The organism is Caballeronia cordobensis, from assembly GCF_001544575.2.
Classification (GTDB): Bacteria; Pseudomonadota; Gammaproteobacteria; order Burkholderiales; family Burkholderiaceae; genus Caballeronia; species Caballeronia cordobensis.
Genome location: NZ_FCNY02000019.1, coordinates 100,988 through 118,753 on the forward strand (window position 1 = coordinate 100,988; position 17,766 = coordinate 118,753).

The 17,766-nt window shown below is 64.0% G+C and carries 15 protein-coding genes; 4 read left to right on the forward strand and 11 right to left on the reverse strand.

Features of this window, described 5'->3' with window-relative positions; genetic code table 11:
* Nucleotides 1–340 precede the first annotated feature (340 nt).
* From hpnI to AWB70_RS29310, 4 genes are all read left to right on the forward strand, one after another.
* Nucleotides 341–1,540 carry a bacteriohopanetetrol glucosamine biosynthesis glycosyltransferase HpnI gene (gene hpnI / locus AWB70_RS29295; RefSeq protein ID WP_053568805.1) on the forward strand — a complete coding sequence of 400 codons (1,200 nt, stop codon included), beginning with the start codon at nucleotides 341–343 and terminating at the stop codon, nucleotides 1,538–1,540.
* Between the two features lie 85 nt (nucleotides 1,541–1,625).
* On the forward strand, nucleotides 1,626–3,047 hold the full coding sequence (hpnJ, locus tag AWB70_RS29300; protein ID WP_053568806.1) for a hopanoid biosynthesis associated radical SAM protein HpnJ: 1,422 nt from the start codon (nucleotides 1,626–1,628) through the stop codon (nucleotides 3,045–3,047).
* Nucleotides 3,048–3,051: 4 nt separating this feature from the next.
* Nucleotides 3,052–3,870 carry a hopanoid biosynthesis-associated protein HpnK gene (gene hpnK / locus AWB70_RS29305; protein ID WP_053568807.1) on the forward strand — a complete coding sequence of 273 codons (819 nt, stop codon included), beginning with the start codon at nucleotides 3,052–3,054 and terminating at the stop codon, nucleotides 3,868–3,870.
* Entirely contained in the window at nucleotides 3,867–4,865 is a 999-nt protein-coding gene (locus tag AWB70_RS29310) for a lysylphosphatidylglycerol synthase domain-containing protein (RefSeq protein WP_053568808.1), read from the forward strand. The genes hpnK and AWB70_RS29310 overlap by 4 nt, the downstream gene beginning before the upstream one ends.
* A 74-nt stretch (nucleotides 4,866–4,939) precedes the next feature.
* On the opposite strand, the gene lpxC is transcribed toward AWB70_RS29310, so the two are convergent.
* The 11 genes from lpxC to mraY form a co-directional block, all read right to left on the reverse strand.
* Nucleotides 4,940–5,857: a UDP-3-O-acyl-N-acetylglucosamine deacetylase gene (gene lpxC / locus AWB70_RS29315; RefSeq protein WP_041730670.1), complete on the reverse strand. Its 918-nt coding sequence runs from the start codon at nucleotides 5,855–5,857 to the stop codon at nucleotides 4,940–4,942.
* 262 nt (nucleotides 5,858–6,119) lie between these two features.
* Complete coding sequence (locus tag AWB70_RS29320) at nucleotides 6,120–6,623, reverse strand: peroxiredoxin (RefSeq protein WP_014192333.1); 504 nt, start codon at nucleotides 6,621–6,623, stop codon at nucleotides 6,120–6,122.
* 285 nt (nucleotides 6,624–6,908) lie between these two features.
* Nucleotides 6,909–8,117 carry a cell division protein FtsZ gene (gene ftsZ / locus AWB70_RS29325; protein WP_014192334.1) on the reverse strand — a complete coding sequence of 403 codons (1,209 nt, stop codon included), beginning with the start codon at nucleotides 8,115–8,117 and terminating at the stop codon, nucleotides 6,909–6,911.
* Between the two features lie 108 nt (nucleotides 8,118–8,225).
* Nucleotides 8,226–9,458, reverse strand: a complete 1,233-nt coding sequence (gene ftsA, locus AWB70_RS29330; protein WP_014192335.1) for a cell division protein FtsA — start codon at nucleotides 9,456–9,458, stop codon at nucleotides 8,226–8,228.
* Nucleotides 9,459–9,485: 27 nt separating this feature from the next.
* On the reverse strand, nucleotides 9,486–10,238 hold the full coding sequence (locus AWB70_RS29335) for a cell division protein FtsQ/DivIB (protein ID WP_014192336.1): 753 nt from the start codon (nucleotides 10,236–10,238) through the stop codon (nucleotides 9,486–9,488).
* Between the two features lie 34 nt (nucleotides 10,239–10,272).
* On the reverse strand, nucleotides 10,273–11,214 hold the full coding sequence (locus tag AWB70_RS29340; RefSeq protein ID WP_053568826.1) for a D-alanine--D-alanine ligase: 942 nt from the start codon (nucleotides 11,212–11,214) through the stop codon (nucleotides 10,273–10,275).
* A gap of 22 nt (nucleotides 11,215–11,236) precedes the next feature.
* Nucleotides 11,237–12,631, reverse strand: a complete 1,395-nt coding sequence (gene murC, locus AWB70_RS29345; protein WP_053568809.1) for a UDP-N-acetylmuramate--L-alanine ligase — start codon at nucleotides 12,629–12,631, stop codon at nucleotides 11,237–11,239.
* Nucleotides 12,632–13,750 (reverse strand): undecaprenyldiphospho-muramoylpentapeptide beta-N-acetylglucosaminyltransferase, encoded by a 1,119-nt coding sequence (gene murG / locus AWB70_RS29350; protein ID WP_053568810.1) that lies wholly within the window; start codon nucleotides 13,748–13,750, stop codon nucleotides 12,632–12,634.
* Nucleotides 13,747–15,024 carry a putative lipid II flippase FtsW gene (gene ftsW, locus AWB70_RS29355; protein ID WP_053568811.1) on the reverse strand — a complete coding sequence of 426 codons (1,278 nt, stop codon included), beginning with the start codon at nucleotides 15,022–15,024 and terminating at the stop codon, nucleotides 13,747–13,749. The genes murG and ftsW overlap by 4 nt, the downstream gene beginning before the upstream one ends.
* Nucleotides 15,021–16,529, reverse strand: coding sequence for a UDP-N-acetylmuramoyl-L-alanine--D-glutamate ligase (gene murD / locus AWB70_RS29360; RefSeq protein WP_053568812.1), 1,509 nt, complete (start codon nucleotides 16,527–16,529; stop codon nucleotides 15,021–15,023). Before murD ends, ftsW begins: the two co-directional genes overlap by 4 nt.
* A gap of 48 nt (nucleotides 16,530–16,577) precedes the next feature.
* A complete protein-coding gene (mraY, locus tag AWB70_RS29365; RefSeq protein WP_014192342.1) occupies nucleotides 16,578–17,747 on the reverse strand; it encodes a phospho-N-acetylmuramoyl-pentapeptide-transferase in 1,170 nt (389 codons plus the stop codon).
* Nucleotides 17,748–17,766: the final 19 nt, after the last annotated feature.

Genomic DNA, 17,766 nt, shown 5'->3' on the forward strand with positions numbered 1-17,766 from the left:
TCGCCCGGATTCGGGCGTGGACGCATCGATATTTCTGTAAATCCCGCCGCCGTCAATCGCGAATATCGATCCGCAAAAATGCAAAAAATAATTGCGCGAAGATAATCCCGGTATTCGTTGATAATCGTTTAGGCGCGCACAATTTTTATCACATCGCATTTATTCTCATTGCTAGAATCCAGCGAACTCTCGCTCTTCTAGCCCCGCCGCTCGCTATCCGCATCATTCAACCGTAATAAACCTCTCGGCATGAAATCCGGCCATTCTCAAACGGCTGGAGGCTTACGCACGCTTGAACGCTGCGATAGGGCATTTGCTTCTCGGATTTTCCCGCCGAGCAATGACTGGCTTCGCAATGTTAAGTATTGTCTCTATCGACGCCCTTATCTCCTGTCTCGTATTTGTCGCGGCGGCTTATTCGATCGTCGCCGCATTGGCGATGCCGCGATTCGAACGGCGTATTGCGAAGAAATCCGAAAATGCAGTCGACGACCACGGCGTGAGCGTGCTCAAACCGCTTTGCGGCGCGGAGCCGCGCTTGTTCGAAAACCTCGCGACATTTTGCGAGCAATCGCATCGCGAGTTCGAACTGATTTGCAGCGTTGCTTCACCGAACGACGCAGCCATCGAAACCGTTCGCCGTCTGCAGGCCGCTTATCCGAATTGCGCGATTCGCCTCGTGGTCGATTCGCGCGTATATGGCCGCAATCTCAAGGTCTGCAATCTCATCAATGCGGCGCAGCACGCGCGCCACGACATCTTCGTCGTGGCAGACAGCGATATCGCCGTGACGCCGCACTATCTGCGCACCGTCACCGCGCCCCTTGCCGATCCGACAGCCGGCGTCGTCACGTGTCTCTATCGCGCAGGCCCGGTTGCGGGCTTCTGGTCGCGCGTCGGCTCGCTTTTCGTCAACGAGTGGTTCGCCCCTTCCGTGCGCATCGCGCATGGCGGCGGCTCGCGGCGCTATGGCTTCGGCGCGACGCTCGCGCTCACCCGCGCGACGCTCGACGCAATCGGCGGATTCCATGCGCTCAAAGACTGCCTCGCGGACGACTATTACCTGGCCGAATATCCGCGCCGCCTCGGACTGCGCACGGTGCTCGCGCCGATGATCGTCGGCACCGACGTGGCCGAGTCGAGCCTGTCCGCGTTGTGGCAGCGTGAAACGCGCTGGCTGCGCACGATCCGCTCGATCAATCGCGCGGGCTTCGCGTTTCTGTTCATCACGTTCACCTTTCCGTGGATGGTCGCCGGCGCGGCGCTCGCGCTGGCGGACTCGACGTCGCCCGTGGCCATGCCGCTGCTCGTTGCGTCATGCGCCGGCAGCGCCGCGCGGCTCGCGCTTCACGCGCGCGAGTCGCGCCACGCGCGTTCGTTCTGGCGCGACCTGGCGCTCGTGCCGCTGCGCGACGGCCTGCTGGCGCTCGAATGGCTCGCGGCCGCGTTCGGTTCGAGCGTCGTCTGGCGGGGCGTGCAGTTGCCCGTTGAAGGCGGCGTGCTGCCCGAAGCCTCGGCCTCGATGCCGTCGCGACGTTAGACCCGCGATTTCCCGCGCGGGGGCGTCGGCCAGGCGCGCGCATTTCATTCCATTTTTCATCGCAACATACTTTGCCGGAGCTTTCATGAAGACGCTCTTTCTCCAGGCGCCGTCGTTCGACGGCTTCGACGGCGGCGCCGGTTCGCGTTATCAGGCGAAGCGCGAGATCCGCTCGTTCTGGTACCCGACGTGGCTCGCGCAGCCCGCCGCGCTCATCGCCGATAGCCGCGTGCTCGACGCCCCCGCCGATAGCCTGACCGTCGAAGCGACGCTCGATATCGCCGCGCAATACGAACTCGTCGTCATCCACACGAGCACGCCCTCGTTTCCGTCCGATGCGCTCTTCGCCGAGCATCTGAAACAGCGCGCGCCTTCGATTCTGATCGGCATGGTCGGCGCGAAAGTGGCGGTCGATCCGCACAATTCGCTCACGGCGAGCGAAGCGATCGACTTCGTGTGCCGCGAGGAATTCGACTACACGTGCAAGGAGATTGCCGAGGGCCGGCCGTTTGCCGAAATCCAGGGCCTGAGCTATCGCGCAAAAGACGGCTCGATCGAGCACAACGCAGCGCGTCCGATCCTCGAGAACATGGACGAGCTGCCGTTCGTCGCGCCGGTCTACCAGCGCGATCTGAACGTGAAGAACTATTTCATCGGCTATCTGAACTATCCGTATGTGTCGATCTACACGGGACGCGGCTGCCGTTCGCGCTGCACGTTTTGCCTGTGGCCACAGACGGTGGGTGGGCATCGCTATCGCGTGCGTTCGGTCGAGAATGTGCTCGAAGAAGTGAAGTGGATTCGCGACAACATGCCTGAAGTCAAGGAAATCATGTTCGACGACGACACCTTCACCGACTTCAAGCCGCGCGTCGAGGAAATCGCGCGCGGGCTCGGCAAGCTCGGCGTCACGTGGTCGTGCAACGCGAAGGCCAACGTGCCGTACTCGACGCTCAAGATCATGAAGGAAAACGGGCTGCGTCTTTTGCTGGTCGGCTACGAATCCGGCGACGATCAGATCCTGCTGAACATCAAGAAAGGTTTGCGCACGGATATCGCGCGACGCTTCGCCGACGATTGCCGCAAACTCGGCATCAAGGTGCATGGCACGTTCATTCTCGGCTTGCCGGGTGAGACGAAAGAGACCATCGAAAAGACGGTTCGTTACGCCAAGGAAATCAATCCGCACACGATTCAGGTTTCGCTGGCCGCGCCGTATCCCGGCACGACGCTCTATAACCAGGCCGTCGAGAACGGCTGGCTCGAAGAGAACAAGACCATCAATCTCGTCAGCAAGGAAGGCGTGCAACTGGCCGCGATCGGCTATCCGCATCTGTCGCGCGACGAGATTTATCACGAGCTCGAAAGCTTCTATAAGCGCTTCTATTTCCGCCCGTCGAAGATCTGGGAGATCGTGCGCGAGATGCTCACGAGCTGGGACATGATGAAGCGGCGCCTGCGCGAAGGCGTCGAATTCTTCCGTTTCCTGCGCGCGCACGAGGCGTGATGCCGTGCGCGGCCTGATCGTCACCGCAGATGACTTCGGCCTGCACGAGCGCGTGAATGACGCGGTCGCGCGCGCGCATCGCGAAGGTGTGCTCACGTGCGCGAGCCTGATGGTCGGCGCGCCCGCCGCCCGCGATGCCGTCGAGGTCGCGCGGGCGCGTCCGCGTTTGCGCGTCGGCCTGCATATCGTGCTCGCGGACGGTCATGCGGTCTTGCCGCCCGCCCGCATTCCCGCACTCGTCGATGAAAACGGCCGCTTCGCGGATCGCATGGTGCGCGATGGCTTTCGCTTCTTCTTTCTGCCCGACGTGCGCCGCCAACTGGCGCGGGAGATCCGCGCGCAATTCGAGGCATTCGCCGCGACCGGGCTCGCGCTCGATCACGTCAATACGCACAAGCATTTCCATTTGCATCCGACGGTGCTGTCGCTGATTCTCGACATCGGGCGGGACTTCGGCATGCGCGCGATGCGCCTGCCGTTCGACAGCGGCGCGCCGCTCGCACTTCGTCCGTGGATCGCGCTGATGCGTGCACGGCTTGCGCGCGCGGGCATTGCGCATAACGATCGCGTGTTCGGCATGATGGCGAGCGGCGCGATGGACACCGCCGCGATACTGCGCGCGCTTGCGCATCTGCCGCCCGGCGTCACGGAAATCTACTGCCATCCCGCGACGCACGCCGATGCGCCGATCACCGCATCGATGCGCGACTATCGTCACGCCGACGAACTCGACGCGTTGCTGTCGCCGCGCGTCGCGTCGGCTATCGCTTCATCGGGTGCGATTTGCGGCGGGTTCGCAGACCTCTTTCCTTCCGAGACATGAAACGCCTGCTCCGCTGGGCGATGCTGCCCGTCGGCATCGTCGCGTTGATTGCATTCGTCCTGCATCAGGGCGTGCACGACGTCGCCGCGGCCATCGACAAGGCCGGATGGACGCTGCTGTGGCTCGTGCCCTTTCATGCGCTGCCGCTGCTGCTCGACGCGCAAGGCTGGCGCGTGCTACTGGGCGGCCGCGCGTCGCTCGGTTTTCTGTGGTGGGTCGCGGCCGTGCGCGAAGCGGTGAGCCGGCTGCTGCCCGTTGCGAGCATCGGCGGCGAAGTGGTCGGCATGCGGCTCGCGCGATGGCGCGTGCGGGACGCGACGGCCGTAAGCGCGTCGGTGATCGTGGAAGTGCTGGTGACGATCGGCGTTCAGTACGCGTTTTCAGCGCTCGGCATTGTGTTTGCGCTGACATCACGGCGCGGCGCGGGCATCGAGTCAATCGGGCTCGGCCTGATGTTGTCGCTGCCACTGCCCGTGCTCGCCTTCGCCCTCGTCAGAAAAGGCGGATGGTTCCAGGCAATCGAGCGTTTCGCGGCGCGGATGTTCGGCGCATCGCATCCTTTGACGCAAGGCATCGGCGGCGCGCATCTCGATGCCGCGCTCGATGCGCTCATGCGTCGCCCCTGCATGCTGCTAAGCGCGTTCGGATGGCAACTCGCCGGTTATATGCTCGGCGCGCTCGAAGTCTATTGGGCGCTGGCTCTGCTCGGCGCGCCGGTAAGCGCCGGCGAGGCGCTCGCGATCGAAGCGCTGACGCAGGCGGTTCGGCACGCCGCGTTCATGGTGCCCGCCGGGCTCGTCGTGCAGGAAGCGGCCGTGCTGGCGTTCGCGACCCTGTTCGGCGTGCCGATGGACGTGGCGATTGCGTTGCCGCTCATCAAGCGCATGCGGGAAACGATCTTCGGCTGCGTTGCGCTGGCTAGCTGGCAGGTCGCGGAAATGACGCGGCGCCGGCGAACGCGCGACGCTTCGGCGATCGGCGCAAACGGCCGCTGATACGTCGCGCGCAAAAAAAAATGAGCGGCGCTTTCGCTGCCGCTCATTCCTCACTGCTCCGTTGACGCCTGCTATCAAGCAAACGCCGTTTGCGTATCGAATCCGAAACCGCGCGGCGCCTTCTGCGTGTCCTCGAACGTGACGATCTCGTACGCGTCTTCGTTCGCGAGCAATTCGCGCAGCAGCATGTTGTTCATCGCATGACCGCCCTTGTACGCGTTGTACGACGCCAGCAACGGATGACCCACCACGTACAGATCGCCGATTGCGTCGAGCATCTTGTGCTTCACGAACTCGTCGTCGTACCGCAGGCCGTCGTTGTTCAGGATGCGGTATTCGTCCAGCACGATCGCGTTATCCATGCTGCCGCCGCGCGCAAGACCGAGCTCACGCATCATTTCGACTTCGTGAGCGAAACCGAAGGTGCGCGCGCGCGCGATTTCACGCACATACGACGTCGTGGCGAAATCCACTTCCAGCGCCTGACCGGTCTTGTCGACAGCCGGATGGCGAAAATCGATGGTAAAGCTCAGTTTGAAGCCGAAATACGGTTCGAGACGCGCGAATTTGTCGCCGTCGCGCACTTCGACCGGCTTCGTCACCTTGATGAACTTCTTCGGCGCGTTCTGTTCCTCGATACCCGCGGACTGAATCAGGAACACGAACGAAGCCGCGCTACCGTCCATGATCGGGATTTCTTCGGCGGTGACATCGACATACAGATTGTCGATGCCGAGGCCCGCGCACGCCGACATCAAGTGCTCGATGGTGGACACGCGCGCGCCGTCTTTCTGCAGCACGGACGCGAGACGGGTGTCGCCGATCGACATCGCGGACGCGGGAATATCGACCGGCTCGGCCAGATCGACACGCGAAAACACGATGCCCGTGCCAATAGGCGCGGGGCGCAGGGTCAAGTCGACCTTGCGGCCGGAATGGAGCCCGATACCCACGGTCTTGACGACGGTCTTGATTGTTCGCTGCTTCAACATGATGTTCTTCCGATGTGTTTTTCCTATAAAGGAAATCAATCGCTCATTAAACACTAATAGCTCGAATTATACTCCATTCATCGCGCGCCGTCCTGATCCGGGGAGTATCAACTGTTTCCCTGTGTTACGCGGAATCGGCGTCAAAGTGAAGTAGAACGGGCCGATGCCCGGAATGGAGGCATTTCCGGTCATCGGCCCCAAGTTGCGGCCTGGTACGAGGGCGCTTCGAGCGTTGCGCGCGGGCAACGCAGCGCCGCTGCACTCAGCGCAACGTCGCCAGGATGCTTTGAGCGTCGCTGACTTCGAACTTGCCGGGCGCTTCGACGGACAGCGTCTTGACCACGCCGTCGTCGACCACCATTGCGTAGCGCTGGGAACGGATTCCCATGCCACGCGCGGACAAATCCTGATCCAGTCCGAGTGCCTGGGTGAAACGCGCACTGCCATCCGCGATCATCCTCACCTTGCCCGAGGTTTGGAGATCGCGTCCCCACGCGCTCATCACGAACGCGTCGTTGACGGAAACGCACCAGACTTCGTCGATGCCGGCCGCGGACAGGTCCGCCGCCGCTTCGACATAGCCGGGCACGTGTCTGGCGGAGCACGTCGGCGTGAACGCGCCCGGCAATCCGAAGATCACCACGCGTTTGCCTGCGCACCGCTCGCGTACCGGGAACGCATTCGGTCCCACGGCGCAGCCTTCGGTCGCCTCTTCGATGAACTCGAAAATGCTGACATCCGGCAACGTTTCACCCACTTTGATCATGCTCGGTCCTTCCCTCATCAGTGCTCGCGACATCCTCGCGATCGCATCGTCCCGCGGCGTTGCCGAACTGCGTTGCGGCGATCCCGGCTTCAACCTGCCTTCCTTGACGTCAGGGGCAAATTCGTGGGGGTCGGCTGGCCACGGCCCGGCGTCCATTTAAATCAGGACGCGGCCTTGGACAGTCGCCCCACGCGAAGCCAGCATCATCCGCGCCGGTCGTTCAGCGCGTGCACGCGGTGGGCTGCGTCGTCATGACGAACTCAGCAGCAAATACCGTGCGTGCGCTTAGTCCGCTTGCTTGCGCAGGAACGCCGGAATGTCGTACGTATCGACGCCCTTTTCCTGCAGCGCCTGAACGTGCGATGCCGCCGTCTCACGCGTCGAACGCCACACGGCCGGCGTGTCGAGCTGACCGTAGTCCGTCGTGCCCTGGCCGTGCTGCGTGCCGTACGAATTGTGCGGAGCGTGATGCGCATGCGCGACCGGCTGGTTGTCGGTGCCCGTGCGCAGCAGGGTCATCGGCGCTTGCTGCTGCTTCTTCGCCGCGCGGCCCAGGCCCGTTGCGACCACCGTCACGCGCAGCGCGTCGCCCATCGCGTCGTCGTACACCGCGCCGAAGATCACCGTGGCGTCGTCGGCTGCATACGACTTGATGGTGTTCATCACTTCACGCGTTTCCGACAAACGCAGCGAACGGCTCGACGTGATGTTCACCAGCACGCCACGCGCACCCGACAGATCCACGCCTTCGAGCAGCGGGCTCGCCACCGCCTGTTCCGCAGCGAGACGCGCGCGATCGACGCCGGCAACCGTCGCCGTGCCCATCATCGCCTTGCCCTGCTCGCCCATCACCGTTTTCACGTCTTCGAAGTCGACGTTCACGAGTCCATCGACGTTGATGATTTCCGCGATACCGGCCACAGCGTTGTTCAGCACGTCGTCCGCGCACTGGAAGCACTTGTCCATCTCGGCGTCATCGCCCATCACCTCGAACAGCTTGTCGTTCAGCACGACGATCAGCGAGTCGACGTGATCCTCCAGTTGTTGCGAGCCAGCTTCGGCCACGCGCATGCGGCGGCCGCCTTCGAACTCGAACGGCTTGCTCACGACGCCAACGGTCAGAATGCCCATTTCCTTCGCGATCTGCGCCACGACCGGCGCCGCGCCCGTGCCCGTGCCACCGCCCATGCCCGCGGTGATGAACACCATGTGCGCGCCGCGCAGTGCGTCGGCGATACGCTCGCGTGCGTCTTCCGCCGCTTCCTTGCCCTTGTCCGGCTTCGCGCCCGCGCCGAGACCGGTCATGCCGAGCTGCAGCACCGTCGGGGCGCGCGAACGAGCGAGCGCTTGCGCGTCGGTGTTCATCACGATGAAGTCCACGCCCTGCACGCCGCGCGTGATCATGTGCTGCACCGCGTTGCCACCCGCACCACCAACACCGACGACCTTGATGATCGTTCCGTTGGTTTCCGTTTCCAGCATTTCGAAATCCATGTTGCCTCCGTCAAGAATGAAGATCGGCGTTATTCGATGAGAGATCGGGCAACCTCACATCGCGCGCCAGCCGCCGGTACCAGCGCGAAGTTCTTTTGATGCTTCTTCTTAGAAATTCCCGAGGAACCAGTCCTTCATCCTCGTGAACACTTGTCCCATCGATCCGTTCTGCACCGCGACCTTGCGGCCGCGCATGCGTTGCGAGCGTCCTTCGGCAAGCAGGCCCATTGCAGTGGAGTAGCGCGGATTGCGCACCACGTCCGCGAGGCCGCCCGCGTATTCCGGCACGCCGATGCGCACCGGCTTCAGGAAGATGTCTTCACCGAGCTCGACCATGCCGGGCATCATCGCCGCGCCGCCGGTCAGCACGACGCCGCTCGACAACAACTCTTCGTAGCCCGACTCGCGCACGACTTGCTGCACGAGTGAGAACAACTCTTCGACGCGCGGTTCCACGACCGCCGCCAGCGCCTGGCGCGACAGCGTGCGCGGACCGCGCTCGCCGAGGCCCGGCACTTCGATCATTTCGTCCGGATCGGCGAGCGCCTGCTTCGCGATGCCGTAGCTCACCTTGATGTCTTCCGCGTCGGGCGTCGGCGTGCGCAGCGCCATCGCGACGTCGCTCGTGATCTGATCGCCGGCGATGGGGATCACGGCCGTATGGCGGATCGCGCCTTCGCTGAAGATGGCGATGTCGGTCGTGCCGCCGCCGATATCGACCAGCACCACGCCCAGTTCCTTCTCGTCCTCGGTCAGCACCGCGAGCGACGACGCGAGCGGTTGCAGAATGAGGTCGTTCACTTCGAGCCCGCAGCGGCGCACGCACTTGACGATGTTCTGCGCCGCGCTCACCGCGCCCGTCACGATATGCACCTTCACTTCGAGGCGGATGCCGCTCATGCCGATCGGCTCGCGCACGTCTTCCTGCCCGTCGATGATGAATTCCTGCGTCAGGATGTGCAGCACCTGCTGATCGGTCGGAATGTTGATCGCCTTGGCCGTTTCGATCACGCGCGCGACATCCGCCTGCGTGACTTCCTTGTCCTTGATCGCGACCATGCCGCTCGAATTGAAGCTGCGGATATGGCTGCCCGCGATGCCCGTGAAGACGTTCGTGATCTTGCAGTCCGCCATCAGCTCGGCTTCTTCGAGCGCGCGCTGGATGGATTGCACCGTGGCCTCGATATTGACCACGACGCCCTTCTTCAACCCCTTCGAGTCGCTCTGACCGAGTCCGATCACCTCGTAGTGGCCTTCGCCCTTCAGTTCGGCGACGATCGCGACCACCTTCGACGTTCCGATGTCGAGGGAAACCAGCAGGTCTTTGTAGTCTTTGCTCATAGCGTGCTCATTGCCCGTGATGTCTGCTTACTTCTTGGCCTTGTCGGTGTCGTTGATGAAACGCATGTTCGCTGCGCGTATCGCGAAGCCGTTCGGGTAACGCAAATCCGCATATTCGATGTCCTTCCCCCATCTTCCCGTCACGGACGGCCACGACGCGACGAAACGCTTGCAGCGCTCGTTCAGCGTGTCCTGATTGCGCTCGCGGCCGAGCTCGATCTGCGTGCCGTTCGAGAGCTTGACCGTCCACGCGAAGCGCGGCGACAGCGTCACTTCGTCCGGCTGCGCGTCGAGCGGCGCGAACCACTTCTGGAAATCGTGATACCGCGCGACCACTTCCTTCGCCGTGCCTTCGGGACCGTCGAACGCGGGCAGGTCGTCGTCGAGCTCGCCCTGATTCGCGGTGAAGAGTTCGCCGTCGACGCTCACCAACTGATCGTTGCCCCAGGTGCCGAGCGGCTTGTACTCCTCCAGCGTCACCGCGAGCGCGTTCGGCCATACGCGCCGCACGCTCGCATGACGCACCCACGGCACCTGCTCGAACGCAGTGCGCGCCGCGTCCAGATCCACCGTGAAAAAATTGCCCTTCAAATGACCGACCACGCTCGCGCGCACGACCGGCGAACTGATGTGCGTCGTATCGCCGTCGATCTGAAGTTCGCGCAGACGAAACTCGGGACGCTGGATCGCCCAGTAACCCGCGGCGGCCAGCAGCAGCAGCACGAGCACGACGTGCAGCGCATTGGCGGCGAGGTTGAGTTGGCGAACGTTGTTCCACATGGTTTCGCTTGTTCGTGTCCGGTGTGTGTTCGACCTAATTCTTCAGCGTGAGCGAGAGCACTTTCACGACGAGATCCTTGTAGCTGATGCCGACCGCGCGCGCGGCCTTCGGCGGCAGCGAGTGGTCCGTCATGCCGGGCGCCGTGTTCACTTCGAGGAAGTACGGGTTGCCGTTTGCATCGAGCATGAAATCCGCGCGGCCCCAGTCGGTGCAGCCGAGAATCTCGAACGAGCGCTTGGTCAGCGCCTTCATGCGCGTTTCTTCAGCTTCTGTGAGACCGCACGGAATCAGGTATTGCGTGTCGTTGGCGACGTACTTCGCGTGATAGTCGTAGAACTCGCCCGCCGGCACGATCTTGATGACCGGCAAGTCGAGATCGCCCGCGATGCAGCACGTGTACTCGCCGCCGCCTTCGATGCTCTTCTCGACGATCACGATCTTGTCGTACTTGACGGCTTCTTCGAGCGCCGGCACGAGCGTTTCCGCGCTCTTCACCTTGATGACGGCGACGCTCGACCCTTCGCTCGCCGGCTTCACGAAGAGCGGCAGCCCGAGCTTCGCGACGATGTCCTGCGCGCGCGCCGCGTAGTCTTCGCCGCGGAAGACGGTTTCGAACGGCGGCGTGGGAATGCCGGTCTGCTGCCACACGAGCTTCGTGCGCAGCTTGTCCATGCCGAGCGCCGAACCGAGCACGCCGCTGCCCGTGTAACGGATGCCGTAGAAGTCGAGCGCGCCTTGCAGCTGGCCGTTCTCGCCATAGCCGCCATGCAGCGCGATGAACGCGCGCACGAAGCCTTCGGCCTTCAGATCCGAAAGCGGGCGCCGCGCCGGATCGAACGCGTGCGCGTCGATGCCTGCTTCGCGCAGGCCTTCGAGCACGAGACGCCCCGAATTGAGCGAGACCTCGCGCTCGGCGGAATTCCCGCCCAGCAGCACCGCGACTTTGCCGAATACGGCCGGATCGATTTGATTCACTTGGTTGCTCATTGTCTTGCTCTTACTGAGGCTGGGGGTTAGCCAGCTTTCCGCACACGCCGCCGATGGAGCCCGCGCCCATCGCGATCACCACGTCGCCGTTGCGCGCGATGGTCGTGACCGCGTCGGGCACTTCGTCCACCGTTTCGACGAACACCGGCTCGACCTTGCCCGCGACGCGGATCGCACGCGCGAGCGCGCGGCCGTCCGCCGCGACGATGGGCGCTTCGCCAGCCGCATAGACATCGGTGAGGACGAGGGCATCGACCGTCGACAGCACTCTCACGAAATCTTCGAAGCAGTCACGGGTGCGCGTATAGCGATGCGGCTGGAACGCGAGCACGAGACGCCGATCGGGGAACGCACCGCGCGCCGCCGCGATCGTCGCGGCCATTTCGACCGGGTGATGACCGTAATCGTCGATCAGCGTGTACGCACCTTCGCCGCCCGTCGTGTTCACTTCGCCGTAACGCTGGAAACGCCGGCCCACGCCGTTGAATTCCGCGAGCGCACGCTGGATATCGGCATCGGCGACTTCGAGTTCGGTCGCGATGGCGATGGCCGCCAGCGCGTTCTGCACGTTGTGCGTGCCCGGCAGGTTCAGCACGATGTCGAGCGCCGGCGCGTCTTCGCGCAGGGTCGTGAAATGCATGCGGCCGTCGCGCGCCTCGACATTCACCGCGCGCACCTGCGCTTCCGCGCCGAGACCGTAGCGGATGATCGGCTTCGACACGAACGGCAGGATTTCGCGCACGTTCGGATCGTCGACGCACAGCACCGCGATGCCATAGAACGGCAGCCGGTGCGTGAACTCGATGAACGCCTGCTTCAGCCGCGCGAAGTCGTGGCCGTAGGTGTCCATGTGATCGGCGTCGATGTTCGTGATGACTTCGATCACCGGGAAAAGATTGAGGAACGACGCATCGGATTCGTCCGCTTCCGCGACAATGAAATCGCCCGTGCCGAGCCGCGCGTTCGCGCCCGCGCTGTTCAGCCGTCCGCCGATGACGAAGGTCGGATCGAGCCCGCCCGCGGCCAGCACGCTCGCGACGAGCGAGGTCGTCGTGGTCTTGCCGTGCGTGCCCGCGATGGCGATGCCCTGTTTGAGCCGCATGAGTTCGGCGAGCATGACGGCGCGCGGCACGATCGGCACGCGGCGATGGCGCGCGGCCAGCACTTCGGGATTGTCCGGACGCACGGCCGTCGATACGACGACCGCATTCGCGCCTTCGATGTTCTGCTCGTGATGGCCGATCTCGACGCGTGCGCCGAGCGCCCGCAAGCGCTCGGTGACGGCGCCGTTGGAGAGATCCGAGCCGCTCACGTGATAGCCGAGATTCAGCAGCACTTCGGCGATGCCGCTCATGCCCGCGCCGCCGATCCCGACGAAATGAATATGTTTGACGATGTGCTTCATTTAATGTGCCTCCCGAGCTTGCGCGTCGAAACGCGCGCCGGCCACGTCGGCGCAAATGCTCGCGACTTTTTCGGTCGCATCCGGTTTCGCCAGCGCGCGCGAGCGTTCGGCCATGGCCGCGAGCGTGTCGCGCGTCTGCGCACGTAACCAGTCGGCGAGCTTTTGCGCCGACAAATCGCGTTGTTGTATCAGTTCGGCCGCGCCGTTCTTCGCGAGGAACGCGCCGTTGGTCGTCTGGTGATCGTCGACCGCGAACGGGAACGGCACGAAGAGCGCGGCCACGCCGACCGCCGCGATTTCCGAGACGGTCATCGCGCCCGAGCGGCAAATCACGAGATCCGCCGACGCGTACGCGTTCGCCATGTCCTCGATGAACGGAACGAGCTGCACATCCGCGCCCGGCGCAAAACCCGCCGCCGCGTAATTCGCTTCGAGTGCTTCGATATGCTTCGCGCCCGCCTGATGCACGATGCGCGGACGCTCTTGCGGCGACAGCATCGCGAGCGCTTTCGGCACCGTTTCGTTCAACGCGGCAGCGCCCAGACTTCCACCAACGACGAGCACGTTCAGGCGTCCCGAACGCGCGGCGTAGCGTTCTTTGGGTGGCAATGCGCGCGTTAGTTCCGCGCGAATCGGATTACCGGTCCATTCGGCATTCGGCAGCGCATTGGGAAACGCGACCAGCACCCGCTTCGCGAGGCGCGCGAGCACCTTGTTCGCGAGACCCGCGATCGAATTTTGTTCGTGCAGCACGAGCGGGCAGCCGGCGAGCTTCGTCATGATGCCCGCCGGAAACGTGATATAGCCGCCCATGCCGAGCACGACGTCCGGCTTCACGCGCCGCAGCGCGGCGAGGCTTTGCGAGCACGCGCGCAAGAGATTGACCGGCAACATCAGCTTGGTCTTGATGCCCTTGCCGCGCACGCCGCCGAAGCGCACGCATTCCATCGGAATGCCGTGCTTCGGCACCAGCGTCGCTTCCATGCCGCTCGCGTTGCCGAGCCACACCACGCGCCAGCCGTGCGCCTGCATCCAGTGCGCGACCGCGAGCCCCGGAAACACATGGCCTCCGGTGCCGCCCGCCATCACCATCAAGGTGCGGTCGCGTTGCGCGGTCATACTTTTCCTCCGCGCATCAAGACACGATTCTCGTAATCGACGCGCAGCAAAATGGCCAGCGCGACGCAGTTCTGCAAGATGCCCGATCCGCCGTAGGAAACGAGCGGCAACGTAAGACCCTTGGTCGGCAGAAGGCCGAGATTCACGCCCATGTTGATGAACGTCTGCGCGCCGAACCAGATGCCGACGCCCTTCGCCATCAGACCGGCGAACGTGCGATCGAGCGCGAGCGCCTGACGGCCGATTTCGAACGCGCGGCGCACGATCCAGTAGAACAGCAGAATCACGCAGATCACGCCGACGAAACCGAGCTCCTCGCCGATCACCGCGAGAATGAAGTCGGTGTGCGCTTCCGGCAGATAGTTGAGCTTTTCGACGCTGCCGCCCAGGCCCACGCCGAACCATTCACCGCGCCCGAACGCGATCAGCGAGTGCGTCAACTGGTACGCCTTGCCTTGCGCATAGCGGTCGTCCCACGGATCGAGGTACGCGAAGATCCGCTCACGGCGCCACGGCGACGCCCACACGAGCAGCGCGAACGTGCCGACCGCCGTGGCGACCAGGCCGCCGAACAGCTTGCCGTTCACGCCGCCGAGGAACAGCACGCCCATGGCGATCGCGGCGATCACCATGAACGCGCCCATGTCGGGTTCGAGCAGCAGCAGCGCGCCGACCGCGCCCACCACGACCGCCATCGGCAGGAAGCCCTTGCCGAAGCTGTGCATGAATTCCTGCTTGCGCACGGTGTAGTTCGCCGCGTAGATCGTCACCGCGAGCTTCATGATTTCCGACGGCTGCATGTTCGTGATGCCGAGCGAAATCCAGCGGCGCGCGCCGTTCACGCCTTTGCCGACGTGCGGAATCAGCACGATGACGAGCAGCACCAGCGCGACGAGAAAGAACTTCGGCGCATACTTTTCCCACATCTTGATGGGAATCTTGAACGCGATGGTCGCGCCGACGAGCGCCGTCGTGATCGAGATCAGATGGCGCACGAGGAAGTGATAGTCGCGGTAGCTCGCGTACTTCGGCGAATCGGGCATGGCGATCGACGCCGAGTACACCATCACGATGCCCAGACCGAGCAGCGCGATCATCACCCATAGCAGCGAATAGTCGTAGTCGAGCATGCGCGAGCGCGCGGGACGCACGCCGTTCACCGCGCTCGAAATGCCGCCTCGCGCGCCGCCTTGGCCGCGCCCGGCGAGCGTGTCGTTCGGAACCGCGTTGCGCTGTCCGGTCAGTTTGGATCCGAAGCGTTCCGACCAGCTCATAGCATCACTCCCCGCGCGGCGGCGATATCTTCGACCGCGCCGCGAAACACGTCGGCGCGATGTGCGTAGTTTCTGAACATGTCGAGGCTCGCGCACGCGGGCGAGAGCAGCACGGCGTCGCCGGCTTCCGCGATGCGCGCGGCGGCGTTCGTCGCGGCTTCGAGCGTCGCGTGATCTTCGAGCGGCACGTTCGTCGCTGCGAGCGTCTCGCGAATGCGCGGCGCATCCCGGCCGATCAGCATCACCGCACGCGCCCAGCGCGCGACCGGCGCTTCGAGCGGCGAAAAGTCCTGGCCCTTGCCGTCGCCGCCAGCGATCAGCACGACGCGTTGCGCGAGGCCGTCGAGCGCGGCGACGGTTGCGCCGACGTTCGTGCCTTTGCTGTCATCGACATAATCGACGCCGTCGATCTGCGCGATCACTTCCACGCGATGCGGCTCGCCGCGATACTCGCGCAAGCCATGCAAGAGCGCCGCGAGCGGCAGATCGATCGCGCGTGTGAGCGCGAGCGCGGCCAGCGCGTTCGCGGCGTTGTGCAGGCCGCGGATGCGCAGCGCGTCCGACGGCATCAGTCGCTTCGACACGACGGTCGGCGCGGATTCGTCCTTCTTGCGACGGCGCGACGGCGCTTCGTCCGACGCGTCCTGATCGATGCCCGCGGCCAGCCACGACATGCCGTTATCGCGCAACAGACCGTAATCGCCGACGTGCAGCGGTTCATTCAGGCCGAACGTCACCACGCGGTCTTGCGCGACGTTCGCCGCGAGCTTCATCGTGCGGTTGTCGTCGCGGTTCAGCACGCGCGTCGTGCGCGGGCCGAAGATGCGGCCTTTCGCGGCGGCGTAGGCGTCGAGGCCGCCGTGCCAGTCGAGATGATCCTGCGTGATGTTGAGCACCGCGGCGGCATCGGGCGCGAAAGTGTGCGCGGTTTCGAGCTGGAAGCTCGACAGTTCGAGCACCCAGACATCGGGCAGCGCGGTTTGATCGATGGCCTCGGTCAGCTTGTCGAGCATGGCCGGGCTGATGTTGCCCGCGACCGCCACCGTCTTGCCCGCGCGCTCGCACAGAAGCCCGGTGAGCGCGGTCGTCGTGGTCTTGCCGTTCGTGCCGGTGATCGCGATGACCTTCGGCGCGTAGCCGTTCGCGCCGAGCCCGGCGAGCGCCTGCGCGAACAGTTCGAGTTCGCCCCAGACGGGAATACCGCGCTCCTTCGCCGCGGCAATCAGCGGCGCGAGGTCGTCGGCGAGCGGAGACAGTCCCGGGCTGATCGCGACGAGTTCGATTCCGCCATCGAGCAACGCCGGCGTGAATGCGCCGCCGACGAAGTCCGCATCGATCTTGTGAATGGCGAGTTCGGACAGATTCGGCGGCGCTTCGCGCGTGTCGGCGATCCGCAGGCGGCAACCGTGCCTGGCGCACCAGCGCGCCATCGCCAGACCGGATTCACCCAGTCCCAGCACGAGCACCATCGGACTTTGCCGACCGACAAACTTCTCGCCAAACATCGCTTTACCTTTCCCGAAAACCTGAAGAACCGCACGAATGCAAAAAGATCAACGCAGCTTGAGCGTCGACAAACCGAAGAGGCACAACATCAGCGTGATGATCCAGAAGCGCACGACCACTTGCGTCTCGGTCCAGCCCGACAATTCGTAGTGGTGATGCAGCGGCGCCATCTTGAAGAAGCGGCGGCCTTCGCCGTAACGGCGCTTCGTGAACTTGAACCAGAAGACCTGCAGCATCACCGAGAGCGTTTCCGCCACGAACACGCCGCCCATGATGAACAGCACGACTTCCTGACGGACGATCACCGCGATCGTGCCGAGCGCGCCGCCGAGCGCGAGCGCGCCCACATCGCCCATGAAGACCTGCGCGGGGTGCGTGTTGTACCAGAGAAACGCGAGTCCCGCGCCACCCATCGCGGAGCAAAAGATCAGCAGTTCGCCCGCGCCGGGAATGTGCGGGAACAGCAGATACTTCGAATAGACCGACGAACCCATGACATACGCGAACGCGCCGAGCGACGCGCCCACGAGCACCACGGGCATGATGACGAGACCGTCGAGACCGTCGGTGAGATTGACCGCGTTGCTCGACCCGACGATCACGAAGTACGTCATCGCGATGAAGCCCCACACGCCGAGCGGATACGTGATCGATTTGAGAAACGGCAGCATGAGGTCGGCGCGCGCGGGCAGGCCCATCGACAGACCGCTGCGCACCCACGCCATGAAGAGATCGAACACGCGCGCGTTGTTCGCTTCGGAGACGGAAAACGCGAGATACACCGCCGCGAAAATGCCGATGACCGACTGCCAGAAATACTTCTCGCGCGAGGACATGCCGCGCGGATCCTTGTGCACGACCTTGCGATAGTCGTCCACCCAGCCGATCACGCCATAGCCGAAGGTGACGAGCATCACGATCCACACGAAGCGGTTCGTGAGATCGGCCCACAGCAACGTGGACACCGCAATGCCGATGAGAATCAGCACGCCGCCCATGGTGGGCGTGCCGGACTTGACGAGGTGCGTCTGCGGGCCGTCCTTGCGCACGGCCTGGCCGACCTTGAGCAAGGTCAGCTTGCGGATGACCCACGGCCCGCAGACGAGGCCGATCAGCATCGCCGTTGCCGTTGCGCCGACCGCGCGAAACGTGATGTAGGTGAACACGCGCATGAAACTGGCGTCATTCTGGAGCCATTGCGCGAGTGCGAGTAGCATACCGGTCCTTCTCTTCAGT

Excerpts from the sequence above, each read along its gene's own strand:
- hpnI (WP_053568805.1), top strand. The coding sequence starts at position 341 with ATGACTGGCTTCGCAATGTTAAGTATTGTCTCTATCGACGCCCTTATC.
- hpnJ (WP_053568806.1), top strand. The coding sequence starts at position 1,626 with ATGAAGACGCTCTTTCTCCAGGCGCCGTCGTTCGACGGCTTCGACGGC.
- AWB70_RS29310 (WP_053568808.1), top strand. The coding sequence starts at position 3,867 with ATGAAACGCCTGCTCCGCTGGGCGATGCTGCCCGTCGGCATCGTCGCG.
- lpxC (WP_041730670.1), bottom strand. The coding sequence starts at position 5,857 with ATGTTGAAGCAGCGAACAATCAAGACCGTCGTCAAGACCGTGGGTATC.
- AWB70_RS29320 (WP_014192333.1), bottom strand. The coding sequence starts at position 6,623 with ATGATCAAAGTGGGTGAAACGTTGCCGGATGTCAGCATTTTCGAGTTC.
- ftsZ (WP_014192334.1), bottom strand. The coding sequence starts at position 8,117 with ATGGATTTCGAAATGCTGGAAACGGAAACCAACGGAACGATCATCAAG.
- ftsA (WP_014192335.1), bottom strand. The coding sequence starts at position 9,458 with ATGAGCAAAGACTACAAAGACCTGCTGGTTTCCCTCGACATCGGAACG.
- AWB70_RS29335 (WP_014192336.1), bottom strand. The coding sequence starts at position 10,238 with ATGTGGAACAACGTTCGCCAACTCAACCTCGCCGCCAATGCGCTGCAC.
- murC (WP_053568809.1), bottom strand. The coding sequence starts at position 12,631 with ATGAAGCACATCGTCAAACATATTCATTTCGTCGGGATCGGCGGCGCG.
- murG (WP_053568810.1), bottom strand. The coding sequence starts at position 13,750 with ATGACCGCGCAACGCGACCGCACCTTGATGGTGATGGCGGGCGGCACC.
- ftsW (WP_053568811.1), bottom strand. The coding sequence starts at position 15,024 with ATGAGCTGGTCGGAACGCTTCGGATCCAAACTGACCGGACAGCGCAAC.
- murD (WP_053568812.1), bottom strand. The coding sequence starts at position 16,529 with ATGTTTGGCGAGAAGTTTGTCGGTCGGCAAAGTCCGATGGTGCTCGTG.
- mraY (WP_014192342.1), bottom strand. The coding sequence starts at position 17,747 with ATGCTACTCGCACTCGCGCAATGGCTCCAGAATGACGCCAGTTTCATG.